Source organism: Streptomyces sp. NPDC031225, assembly GCF_055570355.1.
Window position 1 is genome coordinate 179,258 of record NZ_JBVIHJ010000008.1, and the last position, 18,542, is coordinate 197,799.

At 72.0% G+C, this 18,542-nt stretch carries 16 protein-coding genes; 9 read left to right on the top strand and 7 right to left on the bottom strand.

Annotated features, from left to right (window positions below; genetic code table 11):
- Nucleotides 1-5: 5 nt before the first annotated feature.
- From ACZ48Z_RS16260 to ACZ48Z_RS16275, 4 genes are read right to left on the bottom strand one after another with little or no spacing between them, the layout of a single operon-like run.
- Nucleotides 6-1,847 carry a sensor histidine kinase gene (locus ACZ48Z_RS16260; protein WP_468736492.1) on the bottom strand — a complete coding sequence of 614 codons (1,842 nt, stop codon included), beginning with the start codon at nucleotides 1,845-1,847 and terminating at the stop codon, nucleotides 6-8.
- Nucleotides 1,844-2,554, bottom strand: coding sequence for a response regulator (locus tag ACZ48Z_RS16265; RefSeq protein WP_468736493.1), 711 nt, complete (start codon nucleotides 2,552-2,554; stop codon nucleotides 1,844-1,846). The genes ACZ48Z_RS16260 and ACZ48Z_RS16265 overlap by 4 nt, the downstream gene beginning before the upstream one ends.
- Before the next feature lie 19 nt (nucleotides 2,555-2,573).
- On the bottom strand, nucleotides 2,574-3,317 hold the full coding sequence (locus ACZ48Z_RS16270; protein WP_468736494.1) for a L,D-transpeptidase family protein: 744 nt from the start codon (nucleotides 3,315-3,317) through the stop codon (nucleotides 2,574-2,576).
- A gap of 41 nt (nucleotides 3,318-3,358) precedes the next feature.
- Nucleotides 3,359-4,744, bottom strand: a complete 1,386-nt coding sequence (locus ACZ48Z_RS16275; RefSeq protein ID WP_468736495.1) for a M1 family metallopeptidase — start codon at nucleotides 4,742-4,744, stop codon at nucleotides 3,359-3,361.
- Between the two features lie 143 nt (nucleotides 4,745-4,887).
- Here ACZ48Z_RS16275 and ACZ48Z_RS16280 point away from each other — a divergent pair, with 143 nt between their 5' ends.
- A complete protein-coding gene (locus ACZ48Z_RS16280; protein WP_468736496.1) occupies nucleotides 4,888-5,238 on the top strand; it encodes a DUF488 domain-containing protein in 351 nt (116 codons plus the stop codon).
- Between the two features lie 130 nt (nucleotides 5,239-5,368).
- On the opposite strand, the gene ACZ48Z_RS16285 is transcribed toward ACZ48Z_RS16280, so the two are convergent.
- Nucleotides 5,369-7,042 carry an FAD-binding dehydrogenase gene (locus ACZ48Z_RS16285; protein WP_468736497.1) on the bottom strand — a complete coding sequence of 558 codons (1,674 nt, stop codon included), beginning with the start codon at nucleotides 7,040-7,042 and terminating at the stop codon, nucleotides 5,369-5,371.
- A gap of 17 nt (nucleotides 7,043-7,059) precedes the next feature.
- Nucleotides 7,060-7,698, bottom strand: coding sequence for a TetR/AcrR family transcriptional regulator (locus tag ACZ48Z_RS16290; protein ID WP_468736498.1), 639 nt, complete (start codon nucleotides 7,696-7,698; stop codon nucleotides 7,060-7,062).
- A 115-nt stretch (nucleotides 7,699-7,813) separates the two neighbouring features.
- Here ACZ48Z_RS16290 and ACZ48Z_RS16295 point away from each other — a divergent pair, with 115 nt between their 5' ends.
- The 3 genes from ACZ48Z_RS16295 to ACZ48Z_RS16305 all read left to right on the top strand — a co-directional run bounded on the left by ACZ48Z_RS16295 (nucleotide 7,814) and on the right by ACZ48Z_RS16305 (nucleotide 10,648).
- Complete coding sequence (locus ACZ48Z_RS16295) at nucleotides 7,814-8,443, top strand: alpha-ketoglutarate-dependent dioxygenase AlkB (protein ID WP_468736499.1); 630 nt, start codon at nucleotides 7,814-7,816, stop codon at nucleotides 8,441-8,443.
- Between the two features lie 175 nt (nucleotides 8,444-8,618).
- Nucleotides 8,619-9,365, top strand: a complete 747-nt coding sequence (locus ACZ48Z_RS16300; RefSeq protein WP_468736500.1) for an MBL fold metallo-hydrolase — start codon at nucleotides 8,619-8,621, stop codon at nucleotides 9,363-9,365.
- 41 nt (nucleotides 9,366-9,406) lie between these two features.
- Complete coding sequence (locus ACZ48Z_RS16305; protein ID WP_328744459.1) at nucleotides 9,407-10,648, top strand: DUF4032 domain-containing protein; 1,242 nt, start codon at nucleotides 9,407-9,409, stop codon at nucleotides 10,646-10,648.
- A gap of 1 nt (nucleotide 10,649) precedes the next feature.
- Here ACZ48Z_RS16305 and ACZ48Z_RS16310 read toward each other — a convergent pair whose 3' ends face one another.
- Nucleotides 10,650-11,522, bottom strand: coding sequence for a universal stress protein (locus ACZ48Z_RS16310; RefSeq protein WP_468736501.1), 873 nt, complete (start codon nucleotides 11,520-11,522; stop codon nucleotides 10,650-10,652).
- A gap of 60 nt (nucleotides 11,523-11,582) precedes the next feature.
- Between ACZ48Z_RS16310 and ACZ48Z_RS16315 the strand changes: the two genes are divergently transcribed.
- The 5 genes from ACZ48Z_RS16315 to ACZ48Z_RS16335 all read left to right on the top strand — a co-directional run bounded on the left by ACZ48Z_RS16315 (nucleotide 11,583) and on the right by ACZ48Z_RS16335 (nucleotide 18,539).
- A complete protein-coding gene (locus ACZ48Z_RS16315; protein ID WP_468736502.1) occupies nucleotides 11,583-11,936 on the top strand; it encodes a VOC family protein in 354 nt (117 codons plus the stop codon).
- Nucleotides 11,937-12,058: 122 nt separating this feature from the next.
- Nucleotides 12,059-13,735: an NAD(P)/FAD-dependent oxidoreductase gene (locus tag ACZ48Z_RS16320; RefSeq protein WP_468736503.1), complete on the top strand. Its 1,677-nt coding sequence runs from the start codon at nucleotides 12,059-12,061 to the stop codon at nucleotides 13,733-13,735.
- Complete coding sequence (locus ACZ48Z_RS16325; protein ID WP_468736504.1) at nucleotides 13,732-15,189, top strand: ATP-binding protein; 1,458 nt, start codon at nucleotides 13,732-13,734, stop codon at nucleotides 15,187-15,189. The genes ACZ48Z_RS16320 and ACZ48Z_RS16325 overlap by 4 nt, the downstream gene beginning before the upstream one ends.
- Nucleotides 15,186-15,539, top strand: coding sequence for a UBP-type zinc finger domain-containing protein (locus tag ACZ48Z_RS16330; RefSeq protein WP_468736505.1), 354 nt, complete (start codon nucleotides 15,186-15,188; stop codon nucleotides 15,537-15,539). Before ACZ48Z_RS16325 ends, ACZ48Z_RS16330 begins: the two co-directional genes overlap by 4 nt.
- Nucleotides 15,540-15,593: 54 nt before the next feature.
- Nucleotides 15,594-18,539 (top strand): ATP-binding protein, encoded by a 2,946-nt coding sequence (locus ACZ48Z_RS16335; RefSeq protein ID WP_468736506.1) that lies wholly within the window; start codon nucleotides 15,594-15,596, stop codon nucleotides 18,537-18,539.
- Nucleotides 18,540-18,542: the final 3 nt, after the last annotated feature.

Sequence of the window (18,542 nt, forward strand, 5' to 3'; positions counted from 1 at the left end):
GCACGTCACGGAGGGAATCGGGCAGGTTCCTGCGGCTTCGCGCCGCCGGGCAGCCGCAGGCTGAAGACGCTTCCGCTGCCGGGCTCGCTGCTCACCCCGACCGTGCCGCCGTGGGCGGCGACCAGGTGGCGGACGATGGGCAGGCCCAGACCGCTGCCGCCGGTGCGGCGGCTGCGGGACTTCTCCGCGCGCCAGAACCGGTCGAAGACGTGCGGCAGGTCGTCGGGCGCGATGCCTGAACCGGTGTCGGCCACTTCCAGGACGACGTCGTCGCCGTCCCGGCGCGCGCTCAGGGTGACCGTGCCGTCGGCGGGGGTGTGGCGCACCGCGTTGGAGACGAGGTTGCCGAGCACCTGCCGCATCCGGACCGGGTCGGCGTCCAGCCAGGGCCTGCCGTCGGCGGCGGTGCGCAGCTCGACCCCGGCCGCGCCGGCGGCGACCCGGTGGGCCGCGGCGACCTGCTGGAGGAGTTCGTCGCAGCGGACAGGCTCCGGGTGCAGGCGCAGGGTGCCCGCGTCGGCGTCCGCGAGGTCCTGGAGGTCGTCGATGACGCGCTGCAGGACGAGGGCCTCCTCGTGCAGGGAGCCCAGCAGGGCGGGGTCGGCGGCGACGACGCCGTCCCGGGTGACCTCCAGCCAGCCCCGGATGTTGGTGAGCGGACTGCGCAGTTCGTGGGCGATGTCGCTGACCATGGCCCTGCGCTGGGCTTCGAGGCGTTCGCGGCGCTCGGCCAGGTCGTTGAAGGCGGCGGCGAGGATGCCGGTCTCGTCCCGGGTGGTGACGGGCACACGCGTGTGGAGTTCCGGTGGCTGCTGGGCCGCCGCGGTGAGGGCGCGCAGCGGCCGCACGAGCCGGGTGGCGACCAGCGCGGTCACGACCACGGTGACGGCGAGCACGAGGCCGGCGGTGCCGACGACCTTGGCCTTGTTGGCCGGGGACATGTCGAACAGCACGGCGGGCGTGTCCCCGGTGCCCAGGAAGAGTTCGGCGACCGGTGCCACGTACGGGTCGAGCTGGGCGCGGCGCGCTGCGTCGACGCAGGGCTGGGCCTCGCGAGTCACCTTCGCGCTCTGTTTGGCGTACGCGGGTGCCAGGGTCGGGGACCCGAAGTCGGAACCGGGGACCCCGGCGCCGAGGACCAGGGGTGTGTCGCCGGGCAGGCCCTTGCGGATGAGGCAGGAGCGCGCACCTCGGCGTAGTGCGCCCAGGGCCTTCTCCTCCGTGGGGGTCGGCGCGTTGAGCATCCCGTCGGCGCAGGCGTCGGGCACGTAGGAGGGCTGCGCGGCGCTGTCCGGTTCGGTGAGGACCGGGCGGCCGCTCGGGGTGTGCACGACGCTGGTCTCGATGCCGAACCGGGCGAAGCAGGTCCGGCGTTTGCCCGCGATGATGTCGATCTTGACGCGTTCGGCCCTCGTGAGCCGGTAGGGGCCGACCACCCGCGGATCGGTGCCACTGATCTGGGCGCCCCGTTCGGTGTAGGTGTCGGTGCGCAGCGGGTCGACGGTGGCGGCGGCGGTGGGCGGCAGTGTGGTGCCGCGCGGTGCGGAGTCGGCGATGGTCCTGCGGTCGGGGGTGGTCAAGGCGATGCGTCGGCCGGTCTTCGCCGACAGCCGCCGTACGGTGGCGCTCGCGCCCGTCCAGTCGGGATGGGTGGCTGCATAGCCGCTGAGCTCGGCGAGGACGTCCATGTCGTCGGCGAGCGCCTGCCCCTGCTCCTCGCGCAGGGCCTGGGTGGTGGTCGCCACGGCCAGCCAGGCGGTCGCGGCCACCGAGCACACGGCGATGAGCCCCGACGTGATCAGCAGCCGCACCAACAGCCGCTTGTGCAGGGGGATGCGAGCACTCATCCGCGGCCGCCGCTGAGCTTGTAGCCGACGCCGAACACGGTCAGCAACCGGACCGGGCGGCGCGGATCGGCCTCGGTCTTGCGGCGCAGGTTCATGATGTGCACGTCCACGGCCCGTTCGGTGGACGCCCGGTCGGTACCCCGGGTGACCTCCAGCAACTGGCGCCGTGAGAAGACCCGTTCCGGCTCGGCTGCCATGGCGAGGAGGATCTCGAACTCGGCCGGTGTGCAGTCCACCGGCGCTCCGTCGCAGCGCACTTCGTGCCGTACCGGATCGACCGCCAGGCCGCCGGCGCGTATGACGGGATCCTCGCGCCGGTCGGCGAGCGCGCCTCGTCCGCTGCGCCGCAGCACGGTCCGGATGCGGGCCATCAGCTCGCGCGGACTGTACGGCTTGGTCATGTAGTCGTCGGCGCCCAGCTCCAGGCCCAGCAGGACGTCGTCCTCGGCCGAGCGCGCGGTGAGCATCACGACGGGGATGGCGGAGCTGTCGTCGTCCTGCCGCAGCACCCGGCACACCCCGAAGCCGTCGATCACCGGAAGCATCAGGTCGAGGACGACGAGGTCGGGGGCGAGTCGCCGGGCCGCGTCGAGGGCGGCCCGCCCGTCGTGGACCACGGTGGCGGTGTGCCCCTCCGCGAGCAGGGACCGCCGGATGAGTTCGGCCTGCATCTCGTCGTCCTCGGCGACCAGCACATGTGCGCACACGTGGCGGATCCTAGGCGCTTCAGCGGGCCAGCGACGTGGCGTCGCCCATGACGACCACGGGACGCAGATCCGGGTCCAGGGCGAGGAGCAGTGCCTTCATGTGTTTCTCGTCGACGCTCACACAGCCGTGCGTGGGTCCGCCGTGGTCGACGTGCAGCCATATCCCGCCGCCGCGGCCCGCGCCGAGGGGACGTGTCCAGTCCAGGGGTGAAGTGCCGGGCCGCCGGTTGTAGTTGATGGCGATCACGTAGTCGAAGGACCCGGCCAGCGGTTCGCCCTCGAAGCCCGTGCCGGGTGAGGTGAAGCCGGGGCCGCGGTCGTAGGGCAGCTTGGTGCCGGGGTCCTTCAGCAGTCCCCCGGCGTCGGTGAGGGTGTAGACGCCGATCGGTGAACGCAGGTCGCCCGCCAGGTGGTGGTCGCTCCAGCCCCTGAGCGCGTTGTGCGCGGGCCAGCTCTCGCCGGCCTGCCAGCCGGCCGCGGTGCGTTCGTACAGGACCACGGTGGATGCGGAGGAGTCGCGGTTCCGCCCGGTGACCACCACCGCCTGCCGTGTGTCGGCCGGTATCTCGCCCCATGTCCTGGGTCCCAGGCCGGGTATCTGCCGGGGAACGGCCTCGACGGAGATCTCCGGCGCTGGAGAGGTCTCCGGAGTCTTCCCGGGAGGCGTGGTCGTGCCCGCCGTACTCGCCATGACCCCGCCGCCGCATCCCGTCAGAAGCAGGGATGCGGCGAGCAGGGTCACATGGGCTCTACGTGTGATCATGGACCGACTCTGGCCGACACTTGTAAGGAACTGGTCAGGTTCTACGGCCGGTTCGGCTTGCCCGACGTGTAGAGCCAGGTCCGGAACAGGCTGTCGAGCTTCTTCCCCGAAACCCGTTCAGCAAGCCGCTCGAACTGCGCGGTGGTCCCGTGGCCGTCGCGGTGCTCGGACGCCCAGGCCCGCAGGATCCGGAAGAACGCCGCGTCGCCGACCGTGGTGCGCAGGACGTGCAGGGTCATGGCGCCGCGGTCGTAGACAGGAGTTCCGAAGATGTTGGCGCCGCTGCCGGGGTCTCCGGGCGGGAACTCCCACAGGTCATCGCTCGTGGGTTTCGCGTAGAGGCCGTCGAAGGTCTTCTGGGCGCTGTCGCCGCCGTGCTGCTCGGCGTAGAGCCATTCCGTGTAGGTCGCGAAGCCCTCGTTGAGCCAGATGTCCTTCCAGGAGGTCAGGGAGACGGAGTCGCCGAACCACTGGTGGGCGTTCTCGTGGACGAGGGTGCTGAGGTCGGGTGCCCGGTCGTAGACCGGACGGCTCTGGGTCTCCAGGGCGTAGCCGACGTTCGGGGCGTGGTCCACGATCGATCCGGCGGCACGGAAGGGGTACGGCCCGAAGAGCTTGCTCTCCCACTCCAGCACGGACGGCAGCTTCTTCAGGACGGGGGCCGCGGCGGCGGCCTCGCGCGAATCGACGGCGTTGTAGACCCGGACGCCGTCCCGGGTGGTGAACTGCTGCACCGTGAACTTTCCGACGGTCGCCGTGGCCAGGTAGGCGGCCATGGGCTCGCTCTGGCGCCAGCGGAACGTGGTCTTCGCGTGCGCGGTCCGCTGGGAGAGGAGAACGCCGTTGGCGACCGCGGTGCGCCCCTTGGGGACGGTGATCGTGAAGTCGTACGACGACTTGTCCGTGGGGTGGTTGTTCGCCGGGAACCAGGTCATCGCGCCCTGCGGTTCACCGGCGACGAAGGCCCCGTCGTCGGTGGGGATCCAGCCGTCGAGCGAGCCGTCCGGGTCGGTGACCGGGCGGGGCTTGCCCTTGTAGGTGACGGCGATGGTGAATCGTTCCCCCTTGCGCAGGGCGCGCTTCGGGGTGACGACGAGTTCCTGTCCGCTCCGGTGGAAGGCGGCCTTGGCGTGATCGACCGTCAGGCCGGTTACGGTCAGTCCCTTGAAGTCGAGGTCGAAGCGGCTGAGGCGCTGGGTGGCGCGGGCCGTGAGGACCGCCCTGCCGTCGAGGTGACCGCTGCCCGGGTCGTACCGCAGGGTCAGGTCGTAGTGGCCGACGTGGTATCCACCGTTCCCGGCGAGCGGGAAGTAGGGGTCGCCGGCTCCGGACGAGCCCGTGGACGCGGGCGCGGCGGCCCCGAGAAGCGCCGCGAGGGCGACCGGGGTGGTGGCGAGGACGAAAGTGCGTCTGACGGCCTTCGGCACGTGCACTCCTAAAGGTGGGGGGTGGACAAGGGCTTCACACTAAAGGTCGACTCCCCCGCAACTCACCCTTGATCAGGTCAAGTCGAGCCGCCTCGCGCAGTACGCTCCGGGCACAATCGCCCCCTTTGTCGGAGAGGCCGCCCGTGAGCGTTCGCGTCCGCCGTGTCTACGACCCGCCCGAGCCCGGGGACGGGGTGCGCGTCCTGGTCGACCGGCTGTGGCCGCGCGGCCTGTCGAAGGACGCGGCCCGGGTGGACGAGTGGCCGAAGGCGCTCACCCCGTCGACCGAGCTGCGCCGCTGGTACCACGCGGGCGAGGGTGCGTACGAGGAGTTCGCCGAGCGGTACGAGGCGGAGCTGGCCGACCCCGGGGCCGCCGGACCGCTCGACCGCCTCCGGGAGTTGGTGAACGAGGGCGACGTGACCCTGCTGACCGCGTCGAAGACGCCGGAGCAGAGCCACGCCACCGTGCTGGTGCGGCTGTTGGAGTCGTAGGGCTGCCCGACGGATCAGGTCGGCGTCCCGGGGTCCGGCACGCCGACCTGCGTCGCATCGGACGGCGGCCACCCGCGCTCCCGGCGCCGTACGACCAGCCGTGACCCGACCCGGGTGGTCCCCCGGGGTTCTAGCCGACCTGCTTCGCCGCCGCCCGGCCCGCCGCGCGTCCCGAGAAGAGGCAGCCGCCGAGGAAGGTGCCCTCCAGCGCGTTGTAGCCGTGGACGCCGCCGCCTCCGAAGCCGGCGACCTCGCCCGCCGCGTACAGGCCCTCCAGGGGCTTGCCGTCGGTGCCCAGCGCGCGGGAGTCGAGGTCGGTCTGGATGCCGCCCAGGGTCTTGCGGGTCAGGATGTGCAGCTTGACGCCGATCAGCGGGCCGGCGGCGGGGTCGAGGATGCGGTGCGGGGTGGCGACCCGGCCGAGGCGGTCACCGATGTAGCGGCGGGCGTTGCGGATGCCCTGCACCTGGGCGTCCTTGCTGTAGGAGTTGGCGATCTGCAGGTCGCGGGCCTCGATCTGGCGGCGGACCGAGTCGGCGTCCAGGAGTGCCTTGTCCGTGAGCCCGTTCATCTTCTCGACGAGCTGCTCCAGGTTGGGGGCGGTCACGAAGTCCGCGCCCTTGCGCAGGAACGCGTCGACGGGGCCCGGCGCGCCCTTGCCGAGGATGCGCTCCTTGAGGAAGCCCGCGCGGTCCTTGGCGGTGATGTCGGGGTTCTGCTCGGAGCCCGAGAGCGCGAACTCCTTCTCGATGATCTTCTGGGTGAGGATGAACCAGGAGTGGTCGTGCTCCGCGATGTCCTCGGTGGTGCGCAGGTGTTCGAGGGTGCCGAGGGTGTCGTAGCCGGGCAGACAGGGCTCGGGCAGTCGGCGGCCCAGGGCGTCGAACCACATCGAGGAGGGGCCGGGGAGGATGCGGATGCCGTGGCCGGGCCAGATCGGGTCCCAGTTCTGGATGCCCTCGGTGTAGTGCCACATGCGGTCGCGGTTGACCAGGCGGACTCCGGCGTCCGCGCTGATGTCGAGCATGCGGCCGTCGACGTAGGCGGGGACGCCGGTGACCATCTCGGTGGGCGGGTTGCCGAGCCGTTCGGGCCAGTAGCGGCGGACGATGTCGTGGTTGGCGCCGATGCCGCCGGTGGTGACGACGACGGCCCGGGCGGTGAGTTCGAAGTCGCCGACGCGGTCGCGGTTGGAGGCGACACCGCGCGCGGAGTTGTCCTCGGCGAGGACGGTGCCGCGCACGCCGCGGGCCGCGCCCTCCTCGACGACCAGCTCGTCGACCTGGTGGCGGTGGTAGAACGTCAGCAGTCCGTCGCGCGCCGCCTGCTTGGCGTAGCCGACAAAGGGCTCGACGACTCCGGTGCCGGTGCCCCAGGCGACGTGGAAGCGGGGCACGGAGTTGCCGTGTCCGTGGGCGGTGAGGTCGCCGCGCTCGGCCCAGCCGACGGTGGGCAGGAACTTGATGCCGTGCCCCTCCAGCCAGGACCGCTTCTCCCCCGCCGCGAACTCGACGTAGGCGCGCGCCCAGCGCACCGCCCAGGAGTCCTCGTCGTCGACGCGGTCGAACTTGGCGCTGCCCTGCCAGTCGTTCCAGGCGAGGTCGAAGGAGTCCTTGATGCCGAGGCGCCGTTGTTCCGGGGAGTCGACGAGGAACAGCCCGCCGAAGGACCAGAAGGCCTGGCCGCCGAGGTTGGCGGCGTTCTCCTGGTCGACCAGCGCGACCCTCTTGCCGCGGCTGGTGAGCTCGTGCGCGGCGACCAGGCCCGCGAGCCCGGCTCCGACGACGATGACGTCGGCGTCCATGGCGACCGTCCCTTCCCTCATACGGTGGTGTCGCTGCCGTCGGTGAGCAGCGCGGTGAGCAGTTGCTTGAGCCAGACGCGGGCCCGCTCCAGGTCCGCGTCCAGCAGCAGTTGGACGGTGACCCCGTCGTAGGCGGCGATCACGGCGTGGGCGGCGCCTTCGACGTCGCCCAGGACGGCGGGCAGTTCGGCGTGTCCACGCGTGCGTGCCAGCCGGTCGGCGATCGCCCGCCTGAGCCGGGCCCGGTGTTCGAGCAGGGTCCGGGCGACCTCGGGCGCGCGGGCGGCGTGCACCAGGAAGTCGGTCTTCACCAGGAGCCAGTCCCGGTCGAGGAGGAGCACCTCGGTGACCCGGTCGACGGCGGCCGTCACGTCGAGGCCGGGTCCGTCGAGGGCGAGGGCCCCGGAGACCTGTTCCGCGATGAGGTCGGCGCGCTGCTGGTACAGGGCGAAGAAGAGCTCGTCGAGGCTGTCGAAGTTCGAGTAGAAGGCGCCCCGGCTGTAGCCGGCGGCCTCGCAGACCTCTTCGATCGACACGCGCCCGAAGCCCTTGGCGGCGAAGACCGCGAAGGCGGCGTCGAGGAGATTGGCGCGGGTGCGGACCCGGCGCCTGGTCACACGCCTGGTCGTGTCCTCCACCACCGCACCCTCCGCCATGTCGCCCCCTGCGTTCGATACACGAATGTATCCGATACGGCGATGTATCGAAAGAGTCGAACCACCGGCGGAATTTAATGGGAACATATTTTCGAATGAAGGGTACGCTGGATCCATGACCGCGCACTTCCAGGGCTCCCTCTTCGACCAGACCGACCAGCTCCGGCTCGGCCCCCTCGACGGGATCCGCCGTACCGTGCTCGGGTTCGGCGCCTGGATCGACGTGCTGCCCGGATGGCTCGGCGGCTCCGACGCCCTCTTCGAACAGCTCGCCGCCGAGGTGCCATGGCGGGCGGAGCGCCGCACGATGTACGACCACGTCGTCGACGTACCGCGCCTGCTCGCCTTCTACGGTGCGGAGGACGAACTGCCCCACCCCGTCCTCACCGAGGCCCGTGAGGCGCTCACCGCGCACTACTCCGACGAGCTGGGCGAGCCGTTCGCCACGGCCGGCCTGTGCCAGTACCGCGACGGCCGGGACAGCGTCGCCTGGCACGGCGACCGGAGCGGGCGGGGCGCCCGGGAGGACACCATGGTCGCCATCCTCTCCGTGGGCGCGCCCCGGGATCTGCTGCTGCGCCCGGTCCGCGGCGGCCCGGACACGGTCCGTCGGCCGCTGGGCCACGGCGACCTGATCGTGATGGGCGGTTCCTGCCAGCGCACCTGGGAGCACGCCGTCCCGAAGACCACGCGCGCGACGGGACCGCGCATCAGCGTCCAGTTCCGCCCGCACGGCGTGCGCTGAGGCAGAGAGGTGGCTGCTTCGGCCGCGCGCGGGGGCTGCCTCCGGCGGACGGCGCCGGAGGCAGCCTCGTCTCAAGGAAGTTGACGCCTGGAGGACCGGTACCCGCCGCTCCGGTTCGCCTGAGCGTCTGCTTTGCTGTGTGCCGTCGGGCAGGGACTCATCGGACGGGGCGATCATGAGCGCGGGCGTGCAGCAAGTCGCGGACGGCACCTATCTGGTGCACGGCAGCAACACCAACTGGGTGATCCTGACCGAGGGGAACTCCGCCACGCTGGTCGACACCGGCTACCCGGGCGACCGCGAGCAAGTGCTCGCCTCCCTTGCGGAGGTGGGCAGTTCACCGGAGGCGCTCACGGCCGTACTCATCACGCACGCCCACAACGACCACCTCGGCTCCGCCGAGTACCTGCGCGGCAGCTACGGCACCCCGGTGTATCTGCACGAGGCCGAAGTACCGCACGCGCGGCGGGAGTTCCTGCACCAGGTGACCGTGGGGACGGTCCTGAAGAACGGCTGGCGGCCAGGGGTGCTGCCGTGGGCGGTGCACGCGATCCGCTCGGGCGGCACGGCCCATGTCCCGGTCGCCTCCCCGCAGCCGTTCCCGGCGGACGGCGCCCTCGATCTGCCGGGCCGGCCCGTGCCCGTGCACACGCCCGGCCACACCGACGGGCACTGCGCCTTCCACCTCCCCGAGCGCGGGCTGGTGATCTCCGGCGACGGCCTGGTGAGCGCCCACCCGACCTCGCGGATCAAGGGGCCCCAGCTGCTGCCCGACATGTTCCACCACGAGCGTGCCCGGGCCGTGGCGTCCCTCGACGTGTACGCCGAACTGGACGGCGAGCTGATACTGCCCGGCCACGGTCCCGCGCACCGCGGTCCGGTCCGTGAGGCGGCACTTCAGGCCAGGGACCGCGCGCTCTAAGGTGAGGTGACGATCACCGGCGAGACAAGGACAGATCAGCCATGGCACTGCAGATCAGCGCTACGAACCCGGAGCATCCCGCGCTCCTGCTGGAACTGCCGTGGCACCTGCCGCTGGAGGAGTGGCCGGACGAGGTCCTGGTCCCCCTGCCGCGCGGCATCTCCCGACACGTCGTTCGCTACGCCAGGGCCGGCGACGAGGTCATCGCCGTGAAGGAACTGGCCGAACGCCCGGCACTGCGCGAGTACGAACTGCTGCGCGACCTGGACCGGCTCGGGATCCCCGCGGTCGACCCGCTGGCCGTGGTCACCGGGCGCACCGACAGCGGCGACGCCCCGCTGGAGCCGGTGCTCATCACCCGGCACCTCGGCGGCTCGATGCCGTACCGCTCGATGTTCGAGACGACCATGCGGCCCGCCACCATGCACCGCCTGATGGACGCCCTGGCCGTCCTCCTGGTCCGCCTGCACCTGGCCGGGTTCGCCTGGGGCGACTGCTCCCTGTCCAACACCCTGTTCCGGCGCGACGCCGGCGCCTACGCGGCCTATCTGGTGGACGCGGAGACCGGCGACCTGCATGCGCAGCTCAGCAACGGGCAGCGGGACTACGACCTCGACCTCGCCCGCGTCAACATCAGCGGCGAGCTGCTCGACCTGGAGGCGTCCGGGGCACTGCACCCCTCCGTGGACGCGATCGAGTTCGGCATGGAGATCTGCTCGCGCTACGCGAGCCTGTGGGAGGAACTGACCCGCCGGTCGGTGTATCCGGCGGGCAAGTACCACTTCATCGAGCGCCGGATCCGGCGTCTCAACGAACTCGGCTTCGACGTGGCCGAGATGCAGATCGAGCACGCGGCGAACGGCGACACCGTCACCTTCGTCCCGAAGGTCGTGGACGCCGGCCACCACCAGCGCCAACTGCTGCGCCTGACGGGCCTCGACACCGAGGAGAACCAGGCCCGGCGGCTGCTGAGCGACCTGGAGAGCTGGATGGCCACCCAGGACGACTACGCCCCGGGCGACCCCCTCGGCGCCCGTCCCGAGGTCCTCGCGCACCGGTGGGTGCGGGACGTCTTCCGTCCCACCGTGCGGGCCGTACCGCTCGAACTGCGCGGCTCGATGGACGCGGCCGAGATCTACCACGAGCTGCTGGAGCACCGCTGGTACCTGTCGGAGCGGGCCCAGCACGACATCGGGCTGGACACGGCCGTCGAGGAGTACATCAACAACATCCTCCCGAAGGCACGGGAGACGCTGCAGCCCACACCCGCCACCGCGGACTGACTCAGACGTGCGGCACCACGGCCACCGGGCAGTCCGCGTGGTGCAGCACGCCATGGGCGACCGACCCGATCCGGGCCCCCACGGCGGTACGGCGGGCCCGGCGGCCGACGACCATCAGCTGGGCGCGCGCGGTCACCGACAGCAGCACCTGCCCGGCACTGCCCATCTCCACGTGCTCGACGACCGGGACGTCCGGGAAGTGCTCCCGCCACGGCTGGAGCGCCGAGGCGAGGGCTTTCTTCTCGTACGGTTCCAGGCCCCCGGCCTCGTCGAGGAGTTTGAGCGAGCCGGGGCTGTAGGCGAACACCGGAGGCAGCGTCCAGGCCCGTACGGCACGCACCGTGGCGCCCCGGGCCGCCGCCGTCTCGAAGGCGAACCGCAGGGCGGCGGCACTGTCCTGCGGGTCGCCCTCCTGGCCCACGACGATCTCGCGGCCCGCGGCCTCGGCGGTGGCCTGGTCACCGGAGCGGACCAGGACGACGGGACGGCTCGCCTCGGCGATCACCTGCTGGCCCACCGAGCCCAGCAGGAAGCCGACGACGGGCCCGTGTCCGCGGGAGCCCAGGACCAGCAGTTCGGCGTCGGCCGCGGCGGCGACCAGCACGTCGACGCTGCCGCCATCCAGCACGTCGGTCGACACGTCGAGTTCCGGATGCCCCCCGACCACGGCCCGCACGGCCTCGGTCGTGGCGTCCCTCGCCCAGCCGGCCTGGGTGTCCCGGTCCCCCGCGTCGATCCCTTCGTACGGCTCGAACCGCCACGCGTGCACCACCCGCAGCCCGGTCCCCCGCCGGACCGCCTCCCGGGCGGCCCACCCGAGGGCCGCGAGGCTCTCCTCGGTTCCGTCGATGCCTGCGGTGATCGGGCGCGTCATGCGCTGGCCTCCCTGTTCACGGTCACGTCGGTTCGGCCCAGTCTTCACTACGCTGCCCCTATGGCCTTGGAATGGGAGCAAGTCATCGTGGACTCGGCCGATCCCGCCGCTCTCGGGCGCTGGTGGGCCGAGGCGCTGGGATGGGTGGTGGTCGGGGACGCCCCGGACGAGTTCGAGATCCGCCCCGCGAAGGACCGGACGCCGGGACTGCTCTTCGTGCCGGTTCCGGAGGCGAAGACCGTCAAGAACCGGCTCCATCTCGACTTCCGGCCGGATGACCAGGACGCCGAGGTCACCCGCTTCCTCGCCCTGGGCGCCCGGCACGCGGACGTGGGGCAGGGCGAGCAGCCCTGGGTGACGCTGATGGATCCGGAGGGGAACGAGTTCTGCGTGCTGGGCGAACGCCGAGCCTGACCCCGGCAGGGTCAGTCATACCTGCGCGCGCGGCGGGTCGATCGAACATACGATGGCGTGGACCGGGCCGGTGACGACGGCGACACCGTGCTCTGAAGCCGACCGCTCGGGGTGGGAGACGTATGGCACAGGCCGCCGAATCGGCGCGGACCGTCATCCTGACCGTGGACGACGACCCGGGGGTCTCCCGCGCCGTCGCCCGCGATCTGCGGCGCCGCTACGGCGAGTCGTACCGGATCGTGCGCGCGGAGTCCGGTGAGTCCGCGCTGGAGGCGCTGCGGGAACTGAAGCTGCGCGGCGACCTCGTGGCCGTGATCCTGGCCGACTACCGCATGCCCCAGATGAACGGCATCGAGTTCCTCGAACAGGCCCTGGACGTGTACCCCGGGGCCCGCCGCGTGCTGCTGACGGCGTACGCGGACACCAGCGCGGCCATCGACGCCATCAACGTCGTCGACCTGGACCACTATCTGCTCAAGCCGTGGGACCCGCCCGAGGAGAAGCTGTACCCCGTCCTGGACGACCTCCTGGAGGCGTGGCGGTGCAGCGACTTCCGGCCCGTGCCCGCCACCAAGGTGGTCGGACACCGCTGGTCGGCGCGCTCCTCGGACGTACGCGAGTTCCTGGCCCGCAACCAGGTGCCCTACCGCTGGTACTCGACGGACGAGCCCGAGGGACAGCGGCTGCTGGCCGCCGCGGGGCAGGACGGGCAGCGGCTGCCGGTGGTGATCACCGCGGACGGCACGCCCCTGGTCGAACCGGAGGCGCCGGATCTGGCCGCCCACGTGGGTCTCGCCACGACGCCGACCGCCGACTTCTACGACCTCGTCGTCATCGGCGGCGGTCCTGCCGGGCTCGGAGCGGCCGTGTACGGGGCCTCGGAGGGGCTGCGGACCGTCCTCGTGGAGCGCTCGGCGACCGGCGGGCAGGCCGGGCAGAGCTCACGCATCGAGAACTACCTGGGCTTCCCCGACGGCGTGTCGGGAGGTCAGCTCACCGACCGGGCCCGGCGGCAGGCGACGAAGTTCGGCGCCGAGATCCTCACCGCCCGTGAGGTGGCGGGTCTGGAGGTCAACGGCGCGGCCCGCACCGTGCGCTTCTCGGACGGGTCGGCGGTGGCCGCGCACAGCGTGATCCTGGCGACCGGCGTGTCCTACCGGCAGCTGGAGGCGCCCGGCTGCACGGACCTGACCGGCTGCGGGGTGTTCTACGGCTCGGCGCTCACCGAGGCCGCGTCCTGCCAGGGTCAGGACATCTACATCGTCGGCGGCGCCAACTCCGCGGGACAGGCGGCGATGTACCTGTCCCGGGGTGCCAAGTCGGTGACCCTGCTGGTGCGCGGTCCCGACCTCGCCGCGTCGATGTCGCACTATCTGATCCAGCAGATCGAGGAGGCTCCCAACATCTCGGTACGCGCGCGTACCGCCGTGGAGTCCGCGCACGGTTCCGACCACCTGGAGCAGCTCACCCTGCGCGACATCCAGACCGGGGAGACCGAACTCGTCGACACGCAGTGGTTGTTCGTGTTCATCGGCGCGGCCCCGCTGACCGGCTGGCTGGACGGCACGGTGCTGCGGGACGAGCGCGGGTTCATCCTTGCCGGGCCCGACCTCACCCCCGACGGGCGGCCGCCGGCGGACTGGGAGCTGGACCGGCCGCCGTACCACCTGGAGACCAACATTCCGGGCGTGTTCGTCGCGGGCGACGCGCGCGCCGAGTCCGCGAAGCGGGTCGCGTCCGCCGTCGGAGAGGGAGCCATGGCCGTAATGCTCGTCCACCGGTATCTGGAGCAGTCATGAGCGGCCAGTTGATGCCGTGCAGTCCCGGGGAGATCGGGTCGCTGTTCCTGTTCGAGAAGCTCTCCCCCGAGCAGCTGGGGCAGTTGTGCAGCGCCGGCCGGGTGGAGAAGTTCGAACCCGGGCCCGTCTACACCGAGGGTGAGCCCGCCACCTGCTTCTACGTGATGATCGAGGGCACGGTCGTGCTCTCGCGCCGGGTCGCCGGCGACGACGTGGAGGTCAACCGCACCTCGCAGCGCGGGGTGTACTCGGGGTCCATGCAGGCCTACCTCGGCGACCGGGTGCAGCAGACCTACAACAACTCCATGCGGGTCACCGAGCCCTCGCGGTTCTTCGTGCTGCCCGCGGAGAAGTTCTCGGCCTTCATGCAGGAGTGGTTCCCGATGGCGGTCCATCTGCTGGAGGGGCTCTTCTTCGGTTCGAAGAACACCCAGCGGGCCATCGGACAGCGGGAACGGCTGCTGGCGCTCGGCTCGTTGTCCGCCGGTCTCACGCACGAGCTCAACAACCCGGCCGCGGCCGCCGTACGGGCCACGGCGACGCTGCGCGAGCGGGTCGGCAAGATGCGGCACAAGCTCGCGATCATCGCCCAGGGGTCCTACAGCCCCGAGGTGATGGCGAACCTCATCGACATCCAGGAGCGCACCGCCGAACGGGTCGCCAAGGCGCCCGTGTTGAGCCCGCTGGAGGCCTCCGACCGCGAGGACACGCTCAGCGACTGGCTCGACGACCACGGCATCCAGGAAGGCTGGCGGATCGCGCCCACCTTCGTGCAGGCCGGCCTCGACGCCGACTGGCTGGACCAGATCGCGGCGGCCGTGGACGAGGAGATCCTGCCCAACGCGATCGGCTGGCTCAACTACACCGTCGAGACCGAGCTGTTGATGGACGAGATCAACGACTCCACGAACCGGATCTCCCATCTCGTCGACGCGGCCAAGCAGTACTCGCAACTGGACCGGGCGCCCTACCAGGTGGCCGACGTGCACGAACTCCTCGACAGCACGCTGCTGATGCTGTCGGGGAAGATCGGGCCGCAGATCAAGGTGGTCAAGGACTACGACCGGACGCTGCCGAGGATCCCGGCCTACCCCGCTGAACTCAACCAGGTCTGGACGAACCTGATCGACAACGCAGTGGGGGCCGTCAACTGCGTGGGCGGGGAAGGCACGTTGACCGTCCGGACCGCTCTCGACAACGACCGGCTCCTGGTGGAGTTCCGGGACACCGGACCCGGGGTGCCGGCGGACATCCGCGGGCGTATCTTCGATCCGTTCTTCACCACCAAGCCGGTGGGCGAGGGGACGGGACTCGGGCTCGACATCTCCTGGCGGATCGTGGTCAACAAGCACCACGGGTCCCTTCAGGTGGAGTCGTCGCCCGGGGACACGCGATTCCAGGTGCTGCTTCCGCTCACCGCCGCGGACAACGACACGACCGAGGAGCCCGAGTGACCGACATCAAGGGGATCGACCCGAGCGTGGCACCCAGCGGGGAGGGCTGTGTGGAGTGCGACGCGGCGGGCGGGTGGTGGTTCCATCTGCGGCGGTGCGCTCAGTGCGGGCACGTGGGGTGCTGCGACTCCTCACCCGGGCAGCACGCGACCGGGCACTTCCGGGAGACGGGCCATCCGCTGGTGCAGAGTTTCGAACCGGGTGAGGAGTGGTTCTGGAACTTCGAGACCAGCGACATGTTCGAGGCGGGGCCCGATCTGGCACCTCCGGTGAGTCATCCGGTGGAGCAGCCCGCGCCGGGGCCGGCGGGCCGGGTGCCGGCGGACTGGGCGCGGACACTGCGCGGATGAAGTCGACGTGACGTCTCCGGCTTCTCTGTCAGTGGCAAGTGCCAGGATGTAGGCGTGTCGCAGATCTCCGTCAGTACGCCGTTCATCGGGCGAGAAGACGAACTTGCCCGGCTTTCCGGCGTGCTGGAGCGGGCCCGGGGCGGGGAGGCCCGGGCCGTGCTCGTCGCCGGAGACGCCGGAGTGGGCAAGACCCGCGTCCTGAACGAGGTGACGGGCACGGCCGCCCGCAGCGGGATGACCGTGCTCACCGGGCACTGCGTCGACCTCGGCGACGTCGGGCTGCCCTATCTGCCGTTCACCGAGGTGCTGGGGGTGCTGGCCGCCGATCCGCGGTTCACCGACGTGGTCTCCTCCCGTCCGGCGGTGGAGCGGTTGCTGGGGGCCGGGTCCCCGGGGGACTCCGGCGGGCGGCTTCGGCTGTTCGAGGAGATCGCCGGGCTGCTCGCCGATCTCGCGGACATCGCACCCCTCCTGCTCGTCCTGGAGGATCTGCACTGGGCAGATCAGTCGTCGCGGGATCTGCTGCGGTTTCTGCTCAGCCGGGGGATCCTGCAGCGCTCGGCGGGCGGGGCGCCCACGCACCGGCTGGCCGTCCTCGCCTCGTACCGTGCGGACGACCTGCACCGGCGTCATCCTTTGCGTCCGCTGCTCGCCGAGCTCGTGCGGCTGCCCGGCGTCGAGCGGCTCGAGCTGCGGCCGCTGGCCGACGGCGAGGTCGCCAGGCTGGTGCGGGCCCTGCGCGAGGGGCCCCTGCCCGACGCCACCCTGCGGCGGATCGTCGAGCGGGCGGAGGGCAACGCCTTCTACGCCGAGGAACTGCTCGCCGCCACGGGCAGCGGGGGCGGCGGAGTGCCCAGCGGGCTCGCGGACGTGCTGCTGATCCGCTTCGAGCAGCTGTCCGACACAGCTCAGCAGGTACTGCGCACCGCCGCCGTGGCCGGGCGGCGCGTCGAGCACGACCTGCTGCGGGACGCCGTACGGCTGCCCGTGGAGGAGTTGGAGACGGCACTGCGGGAGGCCATCGGACGGCAGCTTCTGGTGCCGGGTGACGGTGGCACGTACGCGTTCCGGCACGCCCTCGCCCGGGAGGCCGTGTACGCCGATCTGCTGCCGGGCGAGCGGTCACGGCTGCACGGAGCCTTCGCCCGGCTCCTCGACGGGCCGGGGCACCGGCCCGAGAGCGCCGCCGAACGGGCCCATCACTACCGGGAGAGCCATGAGCCGGCCCCCGCGCTCGCCGCCTCGCTGGAGGCCGCGGACCACGCGCGGCTGGTGGGGGCGCCCGCCGAGGAGCTACGGCATCTGGAGGCGGCCCTCGACCTGTGGTCGGCGGTGGAGCCGTCCGCGCGGCCCGTGGGTGAGGGGCTCGACCGGGTCCGGCTGATGCTGCGGGCCTCGGCTGCCGCCGCGCACACCGGGGAGCTGCACCGGGCGGTCTCCCTGACACGTGCCGCGCTCGCCGGTGTCGGCCAGGAGACGGACCCCGAACTCGCCGCCCAGGTGCGGTACACGCTCGCCGGAACGCTGATGAGCGTCGACAACCTCACCGCGGCCTTCGCCTACAGCCGCGAGGCGCTGGCCATGATCCCCGCCGATCCGCCGTCCCGTACCTGGGTGTGGGCCGCGGCGACCCATGTGCTGGCGGCCCGGCAGGTCGCGGAGAACGAGATCGCGCTGCGCGTCGCCCGGCAGGCCCTGGCCACCGCCGAACAGCTGGATGTGCCGGACGCCCAGGCGGATCTGCTGATCTCGCTCGCCATTCTCGAAGGCGGCGGCCGTCGCACGGTGGCGGGCCGGGAGCGGCTGCGTCAGGCCCGGGAGCTGGCCCGGAGTGCGGGGAACACGCCGGTGGAGATGCGTGCGCTGTTCAATCTCGCCGTCGGCTCCTTCGAGTCCGGTCACCTCGACGAGTGTCTGCCCTGGCTCACCGAGGGCCTGGACCGGGCCCGCCGTGCCGGGCTGCTGTCGTCGCCGTATCCGATGGAGATGCGCTACCTCCGGTTGCTGCTCCTGTACACGCTCGGCCGCTGGGACGAATGCGTCCGGGCGGCGGACGCCGATGTCGAGGTGCTGCCCGCGGCGGGCGGGTACACGGTGGCGCCCGCGCTGTACGTGGCGCTCGCGCGGGGTGACTTCAGGGCCGTCGACCGGGCCCGGGTGCTGCTGGAGGGGCCGTTCGACTGGATGGCCTCGCTCGTGGCGGGCATCGCGCTGACCGACGCGGCGGCGCTGCAGGGTGACGCGGAGGCTGCCGTGGCACACACACGGTCCACCGTGGCGGCCCTCACCGACGACGCGGGCACGCCTCCCCACGTCACCGTCCGGCTGGCCGCCCTCGCGCTGTCCGCGGTCGCCGACCGGTGCGCCGACCTGCGTCTCAAGGGGGACGGGCCCGGGGCGGGCCGTTGGGCCGAGACCGCGACCGAGCTGGTGGAGCTGGCACGGAGTGCGGCCGGGCACGGCGAGGGCGGGACGCCGCAGGGGCCGGAGGGACAGGCGTGGCTGGCCCGGGCCGAGGCGGAGTGGACCCGGGCCGTGTCGGGGCCCGACGCGCAGGCCTGGGCGAAGGCGGTCGCCGCGTTCGACTTCGGTGACGTCTACGAACCGGCGCGCTGCCGGCTGCGGTACGCCGAGGCCCTCCTCACGGCCGACCGGCGCGAGGAGGCCGCCGCGCAGGCCCGCGGCGCCCGCGAGGTGTTCGCCGGGCTCGGCGCCAAGGTGCTCCTCGAGCAGGCGGACGAGCTGATCCGGCGTGGCCGGCTGGGCGACGCCCCTGCCCCCGTGTCGCTGCTCACGGCCCGGGAGCAGGACGTGCTGCGGCTGCTCGCCCGGGGGCGCAGCAACCGCCAGATCGGCGAGGAGCTGTTCATCGCCGGCAAGACGGCGAGCGTGCACGTCTCCAACATCCTCGCCAAGCTCGGCGCGGCGAGCCGTACCGAAGCCGTGGCCGTCGCCTACCGCAAGGGGCTGATCGCCCCGGACACGGCGCCCGGCGACTGACGG